General features: G+C 40.5%; 9 protein-coding genes. 3 read left to right on the top strand and 6 right to left on the bottom strand.

Annotation, left to right across the window (positions count from 1 at the left end; genetic code table 11):
* The first annotated feature begins 70 nt into the window (after positions 1 to 70).
* Together NQ505_RS17780 and NQ505_RS17775 are read left to right on the top strand one after the other, a co-directional pair.
* A complete protein-coding gene (locus NQ505_RS17780) occupies positions 71 to 1597 on the top strand; it encodes a TlpA disulfide reductase family protein (RefSeq protein WP_008999589.1) in 1527 nt (508 codons plus the stop codon).
* A gap of 241 nt (positions 1598 to 1838) precedes the next feature.
* On the top strand, positions 1839 to 3338 hold the full coding sequence (locus tag NQ505_RS17775) for a sensor histidine kinase (RefSeq protein WP_008999588.1): 1500 nt from the start codon (positions 1839 to 1841) through the stop codon (positions 3336 to 3338).
* Here the strand turns inward: NQ505_RS17775 and NQ505_RS17770 are convergent.
* The 3 genes from NQ505_RS17770 to NQ505_RS17760 all read right to left on the bottom strand — a co-directional run bounded on the left by NQ505_RS17770 (position 3335) and on the right by NQ505_RS17760 (position 11611).
* Positions 3335 to 4180, bottom strand: coding sequence for an AraC family transcriptional regulator (locus NQ505_RS17770; RefSeq protein ID WP_032853590.1), 846 nt, complete (start codon positions 4178 to 4180; stop codon positions 3335 to 3337). The two genes, NQ505_RS17775 and NQ505_RS17770, sit on opposite strands and share 4 nt — an antisense overlap.
* Positions 4181 to 4379: 199 nt before the next feature.
* Positions 4380 to 8579: a malectin domain-containing carbohydrate-binding protein gene (locus tag NQ505_RS17765; RefSeq protein WP_008999586.1), complete on the bottom strand. Its 4200-nt coding sequence runs from the start codon at positions 8577 to 8579 to the stop codon at positions 4380 to 4382.
* 332 nt (positions 8580 to 8911) lie between these two features.
* Positions 8912 to 11611 (bottom strand): hypothetical protein, encoded by a 2700-nt coding sequence (locus NQ505_RS17760; RefSeq protein ID WP_008999585.1) that lies wholly within the window; start codon positions 11609 to 11611, stop codon positions 8912 to 8914.
* 216 nt (positions 11612 to 11827) lie between these two features.
* On the opposite strand from NQ505_RS17760, the gene NQ505_RS17755 reads away from it, so the two are divergent.
* Positions 11828 to 14260 (top strand): ATP-binding protein, encoded by a 2433-nt coding sequence (locus NQ505_RS17755; protein WP_195355495.1) that lies wholly within the window; start codon positions 11828 to 11830, stop codon positions 14258 to 14260.
* Between the two features lie 292 nt (positions 14261 to 14552).
* On the opposite strand, the gene NQ505_RS17750 is transcribed toward NQ505_RS17755, so the two are convergent.
* The 3 genes from NQ505_RS17750 to NQ505_RS17740 are packed head-to-tail and all read right to left on the bottom strand — an operon-like array spanning position 14553 to position 18527.
* Entirely contained in the window at positions 14553 to 15431 is an 879-nt protein-coding gene (locus NQ505_RS17750; protein ID WP_008022240.1) for an endonuclease/exonuclease/phosphatase family protein, read from the bottom strand.
* Between the two features lie 23 nt (positions 15432 to 15454).
* Positions 15455 to 17617: a hypothetical protein gene (locus tag NQ505_RS17745; protein WP_008999584.1), complete on the bottom strand. Its 2163-nt coding sequence runs from the start codon at positions 17615 to 17617 to the stop codon at positions 15455 to 15457.
* A gap of 16 nt (positions 17618 to 17633) precedes the next feature.
* Entirely contained in the window at positions 17634 to 18527 is an 894-nt protein-coding gene (locus NQ505_RS17740; RefSeq protein ID WP_004325982.1) for an endonuclease/exonuclease/phosphatase family protein, read from the bottom strand.
* Position 18528 lies beyond the last annotated feature (1 nt).

Here is an 18528-nt window from a genome sequence, read left to right as displayed (position 1 = left end):
AGAACAATAAAAGGAGTAACACTCTATGAAGAAAAGCTTTACCTTGCGGCATATAATTACTTCTAATATTATGATGATGAAAAAACTACTATTTAGCAGCCTCTTTCTATTAGGCAGTCTCGTCTCACAAGCACAACACGAGTACACAATTGAAGGTGAGGTAAAAGGAGTGAAAGATGGAACTCATGTTTCCTTATTTTTGACGGATGGACGCGTAGGAAGCATAGTTGGTACGGATACGATACGTAATGGAACTTTCTTTTTCAAGCGAAATGCAGGAGAAAGCGGTATGGATCAACTGTCTCTCATGTGTCGCGATACAGATTTCCCTCCAATGTCGTTAGATATTTATGCAACTCCGGGCGCAAAAATAAAAGTAACGGGTACAAACCCTCTGATTTATACATGGAGGGTAGACAGTCCAGTAAAAGAACAACAAGAACATAATAGATTCATTGAGGATTCCCGTGACTTATGGGACGAATTTCAACGTTTGGCTATCAAAGAAAGAAGTATGCGTTCAGCTTCAGAAGCCGAACGAAAAGCACTTCGAACAAAGAGTGATAGTATATCTTCTATTATTAATCAACGGGAATTAAAGTTGATGAAGGAACTCCCTATTTCCAATGTCTGGATGGAAAAATTACTCCGTTTGAGTATGTCTTTGAAATACAATTCAAGGTTTACCAATAAAGAAGAAATACTGGCTTTATATGACAGATTAAACGAAGAACAGAAAGCTTCCATTGAAGGACAAGAAGTCAGGGTTAATCTCTTCCCTCCTAAAACGGTGAAAGAAGGAGATGACATGGCAGATACCGATCTTTTTGATTTAGATGGAAAGATGCATCATTTGGCTGATTTCAAGGGGAAATATATGTTACTTGATTTCTGGAGCAGCGGTTGTGGTCCCTGCATCATGGCTTTGCCCGAAATGAAAGAGATTCAAGAGCAATATAAAGACCGACTCACCATCATCAGTTTGAGTTCGGATACGCAAAATAGATGGAAGGCTGCTTCTGCGCAACATGAAATGACTTGGCAAAACTTAAGTGATCTGAAACAGACTGCAGGACTATATGCTGTGTATGATGTCAACGGTATTCCGAATTATGTTCTTATCTCTCCCGAAGGCAAAATCGTGAAAATGTGGTCGGGCTATGGTAAAGGTAGCCTGAAATTAAAGATGCGTAGATATTTGGATGCGCCAAAACGCGAGATGAGTATTACCCAAAACGCTAATAGAAAAGTAGTTAACCATCCGAGTTTTGAATCGACCAATACTGATATTATTGAAGTGAAACAGGTAGAATTGACTGATACAGCCACTATCGTTCATTTCTATGCATATTACATTCCCAAATACTGGATACAAGTAAGTGCGAACGCCCAATTAGTAGACGAGCAAGGTGCATCATACACATTACAAAAAGCTGACGGCATTACTCCCGGTGAGCATTTCTTTCTGCCTGAAAGCGGAGAAGCCGAATTTTCCCTAACTTTCAAACCATTGCCTCTCAAAACTAAATCATTCAATTTCACAGAAGGAACAGCCAAAAAAGATTGGCAAATAAATGGGATAAAACTTACCAAATAAAGAAAAGGAGATGTGCTAAAATAAAATCATAAAGGAGTTTTGGCACATCTCCTCTATTAATATTTGAATATCGAATATTAAAATAAGAATATTGTATTAACATTAAATGTATTGCAATTTAAAATAACCGTATAAGTCGCTCAAAAAGAGCTGTAAATATGTTATAATCTTCACAGAAATAGTTTTCTTTGTTATAAGATATGTCTCATATATCTTATATTCGGTATAAAACAATAAAAAGATGGAAGATTACAAACAGACACTCTATAACGATGAATTATTAAACATTTTACCCGACGGAGTGATTATATTTGATACAAATGGAGAAGTTATACAACTCAATCAGCAGGCTTTTGCAGAACTGCATGTTCATCCGTCGGTCAATGATATGCTTCCCTTTCCTACCAATCGTTTATTTAAACTGCTAAACAAAAAGGAAGATATACTTTCGACTATTCTGGAAAAGATTCGTCAGGGAGAAAATACGTATTCATTACCTGAACATACCTTCATGCAAGAACAGGTTGATTACACACAATTTCCCATAAGAGGAGAATTTGCAACGATCAGGGATAGAACTAATTTAAACAAGATCTTATTCTTTTTCCGCAATATTACAGTAGAGCTTACACAGGAATATATTCTGAATACTGCTTTGCAAAAAACCAAAATCTATCCATGGTATTATGATATAAGCCGGAGTGAATTTACTCTTGACGATCGTTATTTTGAACATTTAGGTATTCCGGCAGGAGAAAATAATACTTTGACAATGGAGGAATATGTGAATATGATTCATCCGGACGATCGGCAACCTATGGCTGATGCTTTTGTCGTACAACTTAGTGGTAATACAACTTTTGACAAAACAGTTCCATTCCGTTTGCGCCGGGGGGATGGTACTTGGGAATGGTTTGAAGGGCAGTCAACTTATATTGCAAACATATCCGGTCATCCCTATCGGTTAGTGGGAATCTGCTTGAGTATTCAGGAATATAAAGACATAGAAAACACCTTAATCGAGGCACGTAAAAAAGCAGAAGAAAGCGATCGTCTTAAAATGGCATTTTTAGCCAATATGAGTCATGAAATCCGTACGCCGCTGAATGCAATAGTCGGCTTTTCTGATGTTATAGGTTCTACTTATGATGAGTTAAGTGAAGAGGAACGTGCCGATTTCGTGCGACTAATCAGCATCAATAGCGAACATTTAGTACGATTGATTGACGATATACTTGATTTGTCCAAGATTGAATCAAATACGATTAAATTTACTTTCTCCAACTGTTCCCTTAACTCTTTAATGATGGACATAGAGAAAGAACAGGCAATGAAACCTATTTCCGGAATTGAAATAAAATCATTATTACCGGATGAAGATGTTTATATCAACACAGATATTACGCGTCTGAAACAAGTAATATGCAATTTCATTAATAATGCCCGGAAATTCACCCAAAAAGGATATATTTATTTTGGGTATACGCTTGATAACAGAAATGCTAATTCAGTACAAATATTTGTAGAAGATACCGGTTCAGGAATTCCGCAAGAATGTTTGAATGAAATCTTTGATCGTTTCTACAAAGTAGATACCTTTAAACAGGGAACCGGTTTAGGACTTTCTATCTGCAAAACGATTGTAGAACACCTGCAAGGAGATATCTTTGTTGAGTCAAAAATAGGAGAAGGTAGTTGTTTTACTGTTACATTACCATTTGAAAGAAAAGTAGAAGTTTAGCGGCCCCTGTATTCTTGAGGAGTAATGCCAGTGTGTTGCTTGAAAAATTTATTGAAGAACGAAATATTATTAAATCCTAAAGATAAAGCAATATTTTTCACAGGCTCATCGGCCGATTTTAAACGGGATTTAGCTTCCATCAAAATAATAGAAGCAATCACCTCTAACGGAGTATTTCCTGCCGCCTTTTTAATCGTTGAACAAAAATGGGGTAAACTAAGTCCTAGCTCATTGGCATAGAAAGAGGCACCATGATGAACTGTATAATGCTTCATGGCCAATTGCAAAAACTCCTGATAAATCTCATACTTTCTTGATTGAGAAGATAAATACCAATTATTCTGTAACTTATAAATTTCAGTTGCTCCTTGAATGAACATGGTAAGAACTGCTTTCACTATCTCTTTATTTTCCCGTGTCCTATACGAAGCGTATGAGAGAATAGATGATTCATAAAACATTTTATAACTACATGCCTGAAGTGGAGATAAAGCAACTATCGAATTCTCCATAATTACCGGAAGAAGGTGCTGGGTAGCTTTCATCAGATTTATACTTTCTATAAAATGAGATGAAAAGCCTGCATAATAAATCTGTATATCGGATGAGAATGTGTGTATCTCCAATATGCAATTAGGCGGCAAGGTTATTAAATCATTTTCACTGATATGATGGGCATTGCTATTGATCGTTACCTGCATAGTGCCTTTTATACAAAGAATAAATAAGCCGGATTCAATCTTACATGGAAAATTCTTATAGCTCTTCAGTAAATCTTTTGCGAACCCCTCTCCTACAATATAATCAACCGGCAAATCATACTTTGGCATATCACTTTCCATTAGTGTTCTTTTTGTTTATCCTCAAAGATAGAGATTATTTAATTCCTATCTTTAAATAATTAAAATCGGAACATTGAATCATAAAAAAATAACATCTTTATTCTATTTCTAAGAAAATGATCCGAATATAAAGAAACGGGATGCGGAAAGTTTAACTTCTCCGTATCCCGTTTCTATTGAAATCAATTGATAGAAAGATTTATTGAATATCCAATGCGTCAAAAGCAATTCCGTCCATATTTTCCGCCGAAAGTAATACTTTGTAATGTCCGGCATTGATAAAGGTTCCGGTAGTGGTACTCATCATCTTCCATTTATCCGGTGTTTCCGGGAAGTTCAATACGTCCTCTTTCAATACAACTCCTTTTGAATCAATGAATTTCATCAAGACAGGTATTGGCTTTCCGGTAGTGTTCATATATTTAAAGCGAAGCGCGTACACTTGCGCCAATCCGGTAGAAACATTCCATTCAATACTGTTGCCTTTTCCTTTACCAAAAAACACTCCCGTCTGTTTGCGATGTTCTTTCTTTTGGTATTTGCCTTTCAGTACAGCGGTTTCCGCTTCGTATGATATACTGACACGAGCATTTTTGTCTTCCGGAAGTAGCTCTTTCGGAGTCTTTTCCATCACTTCTTTATCCGCCTTTTCCCAACTCCAGCCGGACGCAGGGAATACCGTCGGTTTCAGTTCCTGATCTGTGCTGGCAATAGCAATGCCTGAAATCAAGGCTTGTCCTGCTTTCACTTCCGGGAAATGAATTTTCAACATTCCACCTTTCACTGTGGCATATACCACTTTCTTACAAACTCCATCGTGACCGCTTTCAGCCCAAATATCCAAGTCGTCTAATACAACAGAATCATTCACGGCAACATCGAATATGCGCAGTCCTTCACAGTCGGTAGAAGCGCTTCCGCCCGTACCATGCCAAGGCTCTGTGAAATACAGTTCAATACGATATGTTCCGTCTGCCACAGGGAAACGATATTCCAGCTGATGACGTCCGAAGCGGAAATGTTGGAATAACGTCCAGTCACGAGTGCCACGAATCGGATCATTGGTGGTACGTTGACTGGCAAGATAAGGATTCAGATCCTTGAAATTCTCCGCCCATGAACGGGAATAATTCGTATTGTCCTGCAACCAGAGCTGTCCGAAACTATCTGTATAATCATCCCCTCCACAGTTGAGACGATACAGATAATTATATCCTGCCTCTCCTTTCAATATCTTTTTATCATCCTGATAAAGAAGTTTGAAGTTAGGGGCTTGCTCCAGACCATTCAATAGGATCAGGTCTTCTGCTACCGGTTTACCTTTATAATATCCTACAGCACGAAGCACATTATAACGAATATCCCGGTTTTCCCACATAAAATGAGTGCCTGTTCCGTTGTTCTTTTTACGTCCGAGGAAGGTTGCCTTTTCATTTGTCAGATCATTATATAGCAATACAGAATCACAATTGCTGTAAGCCTCGATAGTGGCACGGCGACGTCCTTTTTCAAAGCGGTTGGCCCATGTATGTGATACCAGGTAAACCATCGGATCTTTTGCAGCCGGGACATAGTTGGCGCGATACATATAATATACGTCTAATGGTTCTTCCCACGGAGTAACCAATCCTTTATAATTGAACGGACCTACTTTATCTATCTTGCGATACGCTTCATCTGGTTGACGACGTCCGGGATTATCATGACTGCTGTATATCCACTGGAATTGTCCGCAAACACTATCTTTAGCCTGTTCTGCCAAACGGATTTTAGTTTCCATCAGCTGACACATACGGTCTTCACTCCACACTCCGTTCACCTGGAAATCTCCCGGTTCCGTATGCAGGTCGATGCTTCTCCACGCTCCATATTCCCCATTCAATAATTGATTCGCTTGAGAGAGTTCACGACCGTATTTCGTCACATCTCCTCCATACGTACCACTCCAATTTTGAATTACATTCCAGTCTGTACCTTCACCGCCATTACAGGTTGTTATGACACGCATTGTCTTGGCAGTCGGGTCCATCTCCCGGATAAGGTCACTGCACTCTTGTGCAAACTCACGAGGCAAAGTGCTTTCATTCTGCAATCCCCACATCACCACTGACGGAGAATTACGACGCTCTTTCACCCATTGACGAAGCAACTTTTTAAAGTTCTCACGAAACTCCGGAGTGTCATACCACACGTGGGCGGAAAATTGTGTCCAAAACAAGATCCCCTCTTCATCCCAATACTTCTGATAATCGAGATGATGGGGCTGATGAGCATCCCGGAACGCATTGAAACCGGCTGCACGTATCTGTTTTACCCTTGCGGCAACCTGTTCATTACTGAACGCATGGCTTTGTCCGAACTGATGTTCATACTCGCATACTCCATTGATAAACACCGGCTTTCCATTCAGGTAAAAACGTCCGTCTCCATCGTTTCGTTTTACCGGCCAGCTAATGGTACGAATACCGAAGGGTGTCGAAATTTCATCTGTCGTCTTCGTATCACGCTTAATCATGCTGGCTAATTTATAGAGATATGGATTTTCCGTATTCCACAAGACAGGATTCTCAACAGGAGCCTGTTGGCGGATCACTTTCATTTCTCCCGGAGCTAAAGTAACTTTCTCAACCAAACGGAAAACTTGTTTTCCATCAGCATTGCTTAGTTTATTGACTAACTCTACCGTTTCTGTTGCTTTACTATAATTTTTTATCTCTGTTTCAACAAATACGTTAGCAGCTTTTTCGTCATTCCAAATATGTACACCAAAAGGTTCTATGCGAATCTCATCTGTTACTTCCAATACCACAGGACGGAAGATTCCTAACGGCTGGGAACCCTCACTGAATCCCCATTCCGACGAACATCCCCCGCATACCCAAGGCATATCGGCGATCATTTCAGGATGCTCGGCTTTCACTTCCAAGCGATTTACTCCCTGTTTTAATTCATCTGTGACATCCAAAGTCAATGTGGTGCGCCCTATGGGGTGGCGTCCGAAGTCCTTTCCGTTCACTGTAATGGTGGCGTATGTACCCACTCCGTCAAAACGAAGGAAATACCGTTTCCCGGATTTTACATCTGCCGTGAAATCTTTCACATACATAGCTGTTCCATGCAGGTTTCCATGTGTCAACTGACGGTATCCATAATAATCGTCCCAATTATGAGGAATATTCACCGTTTTTGCAGGCATCATAAAATTACCTTTCAAGTGAGTTGCCTCTGTAATCCAGGTTTTCCAACCCTCATTCAATGTCATGATTTGCCGGCGATTCTTACTCTCCGGAACCGGGAAACGGACAGCCGAACGTCCCATTGGCTTACTGGTAGCAATGGCAATGCCACGTTGCTCTGCGTTGTTTACTGCACAATAGAAATGATAAACCACTCCGTCATGTTTCACCACATAGCTCTTATGAGCAAACAGTTCATCGTAGTTCTTGGAGGGGATAATCAGGTCGGCTCCTTTCCAATCAGTCCAGTTCACCAAATCATAGCTGGCGGCAAATGTATTGAATGCTTTATATTTACGCGAAGGTTCAAAAGCAGAGAAGTAAAACATCACATACACATCTCCCATCTTTTGGATATGCGCATCTCCTGTAATGGTTCCATCTGCTTCGTGCGCGAAGACCGGATTTCCGGAGTAGCGTTTCCATGTTTTCATATCTTTGGAAAGCGCAATGCCGACACGTTCGCCCTTTAAATCCGTTTCCGGATGACGCCCGCCCGCATTGTAATACATCACAAACGGAGCTCCCAATGTTTTATCTTTATCCCAATAAACAGTACTCTTATATTGAGTCAGTTTTTCCCACCATTGGGCATCTTTATCATGGATGCTCAAAATCGGTTTGTCCAGAGATTCCCATTCATGTGCCGTAGAAATATCTCCTTTCGTCCATGCCAGTCCGACATAAAGCGGAGCTTTTACAGCTTCGTAGCCCGTTCCTTCACCACCGATATAAGTCATCCAATGGCGACCTTTATAAGTCTGAAGCTCATAGCTTCCACCCCATTCCATATCCGGCAATGCAGGAAATCCGCCACGCTGATTGCAGTCCCATTTTCCATCCCGATAAGAAAGAACCCGTCCCAAAGTGCGCCATTCGAGCAAATTATCACTTTCTGCTATCCACGTTTCGTAACCACGACCATCGGTTCCACCTTTGCCGTTGTAAACCACATAAGTCATCAGCCACTTGTCTCCCTGGCGAAAAACGGTAGGACAATCAATCTTATGATAATTGTCTGCCGGGGCAACTGCGAGCCCGTACTTGTATGGTGTCTTTACTTCCTCGTAAATCTGCTCCATTCGTTCCTGCGGAACTTCCCGTTGCGCATATAGAGAGAAAGTGGTGGCTATACTAAAAACTGCCAGCAATAACTTCTTCATGATACTTTTTCTAATCGTTTAATACTTAAATAGTGCATAACCACTAAATGATAATTTTGCGGAGTGCCCTGAAAGGGCTTAATTCTATAGCGTAGGGCAACGCCCTACGTAAAAACGACAATCTGAATTTGCGCCCTGAAAGGGCATAATTGTATATAGTTCCGCCCTTTCAGGGCTTGTGGCTGGTGTGTTTTTTTTCGTAGGGCGTTGCCCTACGCTATAGAATTAAGCCCTTTCAGGGCACCCCAATAAATATATAATTGTAAGGCTTTCAGCCTAACCGATAAATTCCCATTTAACCGCTAAATTCTCATTTAACCGATAAATTCCCATTAATAAAACAACCAATCCATTGTCTCTTCATCCCCGGCAAGCCCGGCATTACGCACTTTCGTTTCCGCAGCCGTGAATCCCAACACTTGCAGATAGCCTTTGGGTAACATCAACGTATGCTTTCCAGCCGGAAAACTATATGCATGCACATTTGCCAAAGGCATTCCATTGATACGGACAGCATTCGTCAATACAGGTTCCGCCTGACCGTAATCATTGGCTGACGCATCGATTTCCAGTTTCGGAGCTTTTGCATACTTTTTCTGGTCGTCTTTGAAATAAGCGACTAACAATTTCACCGGAGCATCCGTTTCGAAAGTGATGCTTGTGCCTTTCTCTCTCTGCTCATTTCCATTAAAGCGGAGCGCCTTCATTCCTTTCAATTCCGGAGCTACTGCTTCTATCTTACCTGGAACATCCATAAATAAAGAAATACCCTCATCCACTTTCACTGTCGGATAATTAGAAATCAGTTTCACGTTTGCAGGAGTCCAGGCAGCAATCTCGACAGTTTCAGTCACTGCATTTCCATTCTGTTTTTCTTTCAACAAAGCGAGGTTGGCTTTGAAATTCTCCAATTCCTTCTCATAGTGTACCAGCAATTCTTTCCAAGTCTTGTTCTTTCCATCATCTCCACCGATAGGAATACGACGTTGGGCAGTCTGCATACTGTTGGCGTACAAGTAATGTTCGTCCGTCAGTTCCACCAATTTGCGATAGTGTTCCAAGCTTTGTTCCATCAAAGGAATAGCTTCTTCAAGATTCTTAATCTCTTTTCCCCATTGATAATCCAATACCAGTTTGGCAGCTTTCACTTTCAGGTTGAATGCATATGCAAACTCACGATAACAATGCATATCATTCTGCAAACGTGCAAATTCATCCTTATTTGAAGAGACAGAACCTGCTGCTTTATCAATAGCCGCTATTGCTTTATCTCCATGTTCTATTACTTGAGCAACAATATCCAAAGGCATTTCACCTACATGAGGTTGCTTTTTCCATTCTTTTTCTACATACTCTATCAGCTTCTCTCCTTCCGGTCCGCAACTTTCATAGAATCCCGGATAGATCGTATATTTGTACGGATTGACAAGCTGACTCATAAACATACCCAGTAATAACGTTTGGCGATTTCCCTCTGTAATACCGAAACGACGTAACAACTTCGGAGCAATCTCTCCGCTTTCTTCGTATGCTACACGGATATTACTTGCATTTTCGTCAGAGGTTCCGTAGAACTTGCCCAACTGATGGTCCCAGTAACCCATTTCATCTGTACGGTCGCGATGGCAGTTCCACGCATAGCGTCCCCAGGTCTGATACCAGATCCAATCGCGATCCAACTGGAATTCACGTTCATTGTTTGGTAATTTGTCCGCCGTATAAGGCCAGTCCCAATATGAGGCCTGCGGATAAAGGTGCAACGCATTGGCACCGTGTACATTGTGCATGGCAGTGACCGCCTTTTGTACGAAATCCGGAGAACCCCAGCGGAACGGTTCCAAATTTGCCAGGATATGTACGTTACTGATATGAATGGAACCCAACGAACTCAAATCCGTATGAATTTTCGACCAGGGGCCACGAGGTTCGTAGGTAGTCAACGATTCACCATTATACTTATGCATCGTATAAAGATTCTTATAGAGCGGCAAGGCAGCATCCATCACCAGTTTGCAGTCCGTGTCGTGCGCACGCAACAAAAGAGGCGGTTCGTCCGTACGTCCCAATGCCTGTAATCCGTCTTTCACTCCCGGAATAATTGTTTTTGTAAACCATTCCACATCGTCCTCCACTGTACACATCGCTTCACCCAGACAAACCAGTAATCCTACATTGGGATACTTTTCAATGAAAGCGGCAATACTCTTGCGTGTATAATCGGCAATCAGAGGAGTAATGGGGCGGTTACGGTCCTGTGTTTTCAGTCCGTAATGTTCAGCAAAAGGTTTGGAAAGAATGATATTATAAAACATCTGTATGACAAAGATACCGCGTTTGTCCGCTTCTTCTGTGAGGAAAGAGAACATTTCTTCGTTCATTTTGAACGTTTCTTCATCTACTTCCAATGCAAACGGATAATCTTCCAGTTTCACCAATGACGCAAACGGATGACCGTTCCAAAGGTACAGTGAATTCATGCGGTTGGCAACCAGCATATCCAAGTATTTAATCCACTGTTCTTTATCATAAAACCAGGGGAAACTTTCCGGCGTATACGGATATTCGTATACACCATGTCCCGGCAGGTAGGTCATCTTCTGTAATCCTACACATGCACCACGCAATACCATTTCAGGACCGTCTTTCAGTTCCTCCGGGAAGTTCAACTTACCATCCGAATCATTCACACGGTCAATCAGTTCACGGCATCCGTAAATGACACCACTCCCATCCCTGCCGGACACTCTGGTCAGATTGCCCGTCGTCGAAATATGAAAACCTTCTTTCTTGAGTGTCGTGTCATTTACTTCCGTCAAGAGAATCGTTTTGATTTCGGGATCGGAGAATGTCGTGTCTCCCTGTTGCATCATTACCTGATAACCGGCTTTATCCAAGGTAGTCTGTAACTGCTCCGCACCAAACAAAACACGATTTGACGCATCCGGCGGAGTCATAATCTTCACGGTTTGCCTGCCACACGCTGCCAAAAAAAGTGTGCATGCCGCAAACATGAATAATCTGGTATTTTTCATTCTTCTGATATATATTATAGATTATATAATTCACTTCTTCACTAAGAGAAAGACGAAATAATCCCCTGTTTGTACTCATTTGTCTCTTTTTTCACTTTTCAGCACCAAATTTCCACTTTCACCCTGCTGTGATATGCAAATTCCTCATTATTTAAAAGTTATGCTTATCTTTGCCGGCTAGCTTATAATATAAAACAGAAAACAAGAGCAAACAATATGAAAGAACAAACAAATTATGACTATGAAAAATACGTTCAGATAGCACAAATGGCCAAAATGGGATGGTGGGAGTCAGATTTGAAGAATAAAGAATATATCTGCTCTGACTTTATTGTTGACTTACTCGGCCTCGAAAGTAACCGCATCAGTTTCACCGAATTTCACCAAAGAATACGTGAAGATCACCGGCTGCGTCTTAAAAATGAGTATATGTCTCTTTCTTATCTGGAGACATACGAACAGATGTTCCCAATCCGGGCAAAAGACGGAGAAATATGGGTGTACTCTAAGATTAATTTCCAAAAGCCTGATAAAGAGGGATATAGGAATATGGCAGGCTTACTGCAATATATTGACAGACCGATCGATACTACGAATGAAAACATTGATTTCTTTCAAGTGAGCAATCTGCTTTACCAACAAAATAATATTTCATATTCATTGCTTGCTTTTCTGCAATGTGATGATGTCACTCAAGTGGTTAACAAGACATTAGGAGATCTCCTCAACCAGTTTTTGGGCGATCGTATCTATATCTTCGAAATAAACAGAAAAGAACAACGCCAGGATTGCACTTATGAGGTTACCGCCGAAGGAATATCCAAGGAACAGGAATTCTTGAGCAATATTCCCTGGGATCCTTCTACCTGGTGGAATCATCAGATAGCCGAAAGAAGGGCTATCATTCTGAACACGCTGGACGACATGCCCGAAGAAGCTGCGGAATATCGTCAGACGCTGGAGGTGCAAGATATCAAGTCGCTGATGGTAGTTCCGCTAATCTCTAAAGAAGAGGTATGGGGCTATATGGGAATTGATATGGTAAGAACGCAGCGTAGCTGGAGCAATGTGGATTATCAATGCTTCTCCTCTCTTGCTAATATTATCAGTATTTGCATCGAATTGCGAAAGTCGGAATTACAAGCCAAAGAAGATCGTCTAGCTTTGGACAACAGCGAAAAGATATTGAGAAACATCTATAAGAATCTTCCGGCTGGCGTCGAACTTTACGACAAAGACGGTTATCTGGTAGATATTAATGATAAAGAGCTTGAAATATTCGGCTTGTCTGACAAGAATGAGGCATTGGGAGTTAATCTGTTCGACAATCCCAATATTCCTTTAGAGGTTAAAGAGAGATTGAGAGCGAAAGAAGATGTAAACTTCTCCATCAATTATGACTTCTCAAAAATAAATCAATATGTAGATAGCCGGAGAAATGGGATTATTAATCTTACTACTAAGGTTACTGCTCTCTATGATTCTCAAAATCGATTTATCAACTATCTGTTTATCAATATAGATACAACGGAAACGACCAATGCATACACTAAGATACAGGAGTTTGAGAATCTGTTTCTTCTAATCGGTGATTATGCCAAGGTAGGATTTGCTCATTTCAATGTATTGACAAGAGACGGATATGCCCAAGATACATGGTACAGGAATTTGGGTGAAAAAGAAGGTACTCCCATGCCACAGGTTATTGGAGTATATGCACATGTAGTTCCTGAAGATCAGGCTGTTCTGAAAAACTTTGTAGGTGAAGTGAAAACGGGAAAGGCAACCAGTTTGCGTAAAGAAGTTCGTGTATGCAGGGAGAATGGCAAATATACATGGACCAGCATTAACGTAATGGTCAGAGATTATCGTCCGCAAGACGGCATTATTGAGATGTTGTGTATCAATTATGACATCACGCCTTTGAAAGAAACTGAACAGAAATTGATTATTGCCCGCGATAAAGCGGAAGAACTGGATCGTCTGAAGTCGGCTTTCCTGGCTAACATGAGTCATGAGATCCGTACTCCTCTCAATGCTATTGTCGGCTTTTCCAGTCTTCTGGCAGAAACGGATAGCAGAAGCGAACGGCAGGAATACATTAAGATTGTGCAAGAGAATAACGAACTTCTCTTACAACTGATATCGGACATTCTCGATCTTTCGAAAATCGAAGCGGGAACATTCAATTTTGTATATACCAACGTGGATGTAAACGAGACTTGTTCTGAAATTATCAAATCAATGGGAATGAAAGTAGGTAAAGGTGTTGAACTGATTCTGGAGGAACCATTTCCGGAATGTTATATCTATACGGATAAGAATAGATTCACCCAAGTAATCAGTAACTTTATAAATAACGCCTTAAAGTTCACCCAGCAAGGCAGTATCACTTTGGGATATGAACAAGTATCCCATCAGAAGATAAAATTCTATGTGCGCGACACCGGAATGGGAATACCGGAAGAAAAGCAAAAGAGCGTATTTGAACGTTTTGTGAAGCTGAATACTTTTGTTCAGGGTACAGGACTGGGACTTTCTATCTGTAAGAGCATTGTTTCCCAAATGGGAGGAGAAATTGGCGTGGAATCAACTGAAGGAGTCGGCTCCTGTTTTTGGTTTACACATCCGTACCACGCTGCTGATTAGACTGACTATAAAAAGAGTTGTCCAAATGTTTGGTTTTTCAATATTGATATGATCAATATATTTGGGCAGTTTTGTAGATCTCGAATAAATAAAAGCTATTGACTTTTCTTTTTTTTAGTATATTTGCTAAACGTTCTATGAGTTTGTTAGCATCTTGTATGAGAAAAAAGGAAATAGTGTAAAGGTCGAAACAACGTTAATGCGATATATACAAATATATCTATACATTTATGGCTATGAACGACCTTTACAACTTGATTGTCTTATAACTATTCAAAGTTTATTCCTTTTTTCATTTCGGTAGCACTTCCACCATTACAGGAAAATGATCTGAAGAATATTTATTATACTTTATATCATCATCAATGGTGTGATAAGAAAGTACTTTTATTTTTGGAGTCACAAAAATAAAATCTATACGCTTAGCTATGTTTCTTGTTTTGTCATAGGCATAAAAACTACCTGACGGTCCTTTGGGAGGTGTCAGAGTACATTCATATGAATCTAGTAATAAACTATCTTTCAGGAGAAGTTGTATCGGCTCTTCGTCTGGAGTAGCGTTAAAATCACCGGTGCAAAAGGTCGGTTTACCTTTAGCGATTTTCCTTACCTGTTCCAACAACATAAACGAAGATTGTCGTCTTGCTTCTGTTGCTTCATGATCCGTATGCGAATTAAACACATAGAATTTCTTCCCAGTCCGGAGGTCTTTAAAATATCCCCAAGTACAAATCCGACGACAACGTGCTCCCCAACCATAAGAAGGTATGTCAGGAGTCTCCGAATACCAGAAATCACCATGTTTCAACACCTTAAAACGATCCTTTTTATAAAAAATGGCACAATGTTCTCCTTTATTATCCCCGTCACGATCACGACCGATATAAGAAAACTCGTTCAAGATCATCATATCTTTTAATTGAGAGGTACGTCCTTCCTGTATGGCAAACATATCAAATTTATTCCGTCGCACAACATCCACCAATGCATTCAGACGAACTTCCCAAGCCTTATCCCCCTTGTCTCCTTTGGTGCGGATGTTATAAGATGCAAGGCGAATAATATCTTCCGGTTTCGTTTTGTCTAAGTTCAAAGATTTTGCCGGAAGTTCTCCGGCAAAAAGTAAAATCAAAAACAGGAAATAATATTTCTTATTTATAAAGCACTTCATATTACAAATTATTAAATATCAGTTTATTTACTCCATTTAAATACCGGATAGCCATTGTTCCCTTCTTTCCAAAGAGAAGAATCCCAGCTTATGACAGTACTTTTCAGTTCGTTAGTAGATTTAGCTACTCCCTGGAAGCTACTACCGGACGGTGATGTCTCATCTGAAACGGTAAATATAGTTTCTCCTGCTTTCAGGATCATACCATCATAAGCATAGCAGTTTTCATAAGCAGTATTAGCGGTACCTCCAACTATACGTCCTATTTTTGTTTTATCAGTACTGGTCAACATCGTATTCCAGGCAACACAATTCTTAACAGTTAGCTTACCTTTATCTATTTTGCCCACTATACTTCCTACATTTCCTCCACCTATGGCACTAATATCACCACTAGAATAACAGTTCTCAATACTGCTTCCACTGGCATTGCCATTCACCCTTCCGATGATTCCCCCGGCTTTACCTGTATTGTTAGCAATCTGATCGATAACAGTAGCACTGGAATAGCAATTTTTGATATATCCCGAACCACCAAGTACACCACCAATTCCACCTGCTGCTCCCGACCCTTTCAATATTCCACTAGTATAGCAATTGGTTATCTTGCCTGTGTAGTTTTCCGCACCGGCAGCTAACCCTACATAACCGGCTATAATGCCAATACCTGTGCTCGAAGATGAGATATTTGCATCCACAAATCCCACATTTCTACATTCTCCACACAATACCCCGAAGAAACTCCTATACGTACCCGATTCGCAAGTTAAGTTTTTAACCACATGGTTGCGTCCGTCAAAATCAATCCATTTATGGTAACCATTAGCATCATTCAGAGGCGTCCACTTGATTCCTTGCATATCAATATCTGCACTCAAGACAAAATAAGTCGTTTGTTTTTCAATGAGAGCTTTGCTCATATTCTGAATATGGATAGCATTAGCAATCACATAAGGATTATTTTGAGTTCCGTCTCCATTGGCAAAATCTCCTTCCGGTTCGTTGTCATGTCCTCCATAACTAGCATAATCTCCTCTATCCAATTGCCACTCTAAAATAGGGAATCCCATATCTATATTCCCAACATTATGCCATGGAGTCCCCCAATTGGCAATGCTATTCTGCAAAGTCAGGACACTTTCGCCCACTCCATCATATTTTCCTGTCGAAACGGAGCCTACATTATCCTCCGGAGAAAATCCTGTACAAACCATATCCTCCCATGCATAACATTCAGATGCGACAGGATCTGCCTGATGTCCATTTTCACCTTGAGACAAAACTCCACAGATACGTCCAGATCTAGCAGCAGGTCCTGTCATTTTCCAGTTCCAAGCAACACAGGAAGTAATTTTAGCTCCTTCGGAAGGAAGGGCAGCAATACCTCCCACTGAATTGGCACCAATTAATACACCTGTAGAATAGCAATATGACACCTCACTGTTTTCATACATAGAACCTACAATACCTCCACATTCATCTCCTGTAGATATAACCTCTGCTGTAGAATAACAGTTTTTGATATAACAAATCTGTCCTCCATACGGTCTACCCATACGGGAAGCTATTCCACCAGCATACTTTCCTTTCACTTTTCCGGAGACGTAACAGTTTTCCACCTGCCCTGTCTTCTCTACAGCGTTCGGAGCTTTCACTCCGATATAACCGCCGATAACCCCTGCCCCACTATTAGTAGCTGCTTCTACATGGGCATTATAGAAACCGACATTTTTACAAGTCCCGGCCAAAATACCGAAAAAACTGGCATACGCTTTGTCTGTACAGGTGAAATTCTTTATAATATGATTATTTCCATCAAAATAGATATAATAGTCACCGGTTGGGTTCAATGGATCCCAATTAGATATAGACTTCATATCAATATCAGCTCCCAATTGGAAATAAATCATCTTTCCTTTCACCAAAGCCTCACTCATATTCTGAATCTGTATCACATCCATAACGAGATAGGGCTTGTTCACTGTTCCATAACCTTTTTCAAAAAGCCCGCCTGCTCCGTCACCCTCGTCTCCGTCATCTATGTCTGTGTTTCTATCCGGCGGAATACGGCTATAGGAATCCATCGGATTAAAATCAGAGCATGAGAAAGATAAAATAGCCATCCATAAAATGGTCCAATATCTCATTACCGAGTATGTACTTATATGATAAAATTTGTTTTTCATAATCTTCATTTTTATTTTAGATTTCTACTACGATCACCATAGGATAATGATCGGATAAAGAACTGACAATAGTGCGGGTAGAAAGCACCGTAGCATGTTTCACAAAAATAAAATCAATTCTGGTCTTTTTAGAAGGAAATGTAAAGAGAGCTCCATGCTGAACGGCCGCTTCCCGATATGCATCTTTTAATATACCACTTTGGCAAATCGTAGTGGCTATTTCGGGAGCATCAGGAGTAGCATTAAAGTCGCCGGTACAAAATGCGGGAGTATTGTCTTTTGCTTTATCGGAAACTGCATCCACCAGCATTTGGCATGCGTGTTTTCTAGCATTATCAGCCAAAGGCATGTGAGTTTCAAAAAGATAAAATTCTTTTTGAGTCTTGCTATCCTTGAATTTTCCCCATACACAGAAACGTTTGAAATTTGTTTCATCCCATCCGTTGGAAGGAATGTCCGGAGTTTCGGAAAACCAGAAACGTCCGGCATCCAGTAATGTGTAGCGGCTCTTCTTATATAAAATGCCACTCATCTCTCCTGCCTTGTTATCGTCATTTCCAGTGTCACGACCATAAGCGAGAATCTGATAATCACTCGCAAGTTGAGTTCCTAAGTAGGAACGTTGTTCCCAACTGGCTTCTTCGAATCCACAAATCTCAAAATCGTAGTCTTTGATTAATTGTGCCACACGTTCCCGTCGGTTAGTCCATCCTGTACCAGTCTCCACCTGTAAGTTATAAGTTGCTACACGCATGGACGTTTCAGTTACGGGGTCTTCGTCTTCCTCTCCATCTCCTGTATCCCACGTGAAATCAGGATAGTACAATGAATTGTCTTTATTATCTTCACAACTGCTGGCAAAAACAGAGAATATGAAGGAAATCAATGTATATATTACTATCTTTTTCATA

The sequence above is a fragment of the Bacteroides sp. D2 genome (assembly GCF_025147085.1).
Lineage (GTDB): Bacteria > Bacteroidota > Bacteroidia > Bacteroidales > Bacteroidaceae > Bacteroides.
The sequence above is the reverse complement of the archived record's forward strand: the minus strand, read 5'-3'. Positions and strand labels throughout refer to the sequence as shown.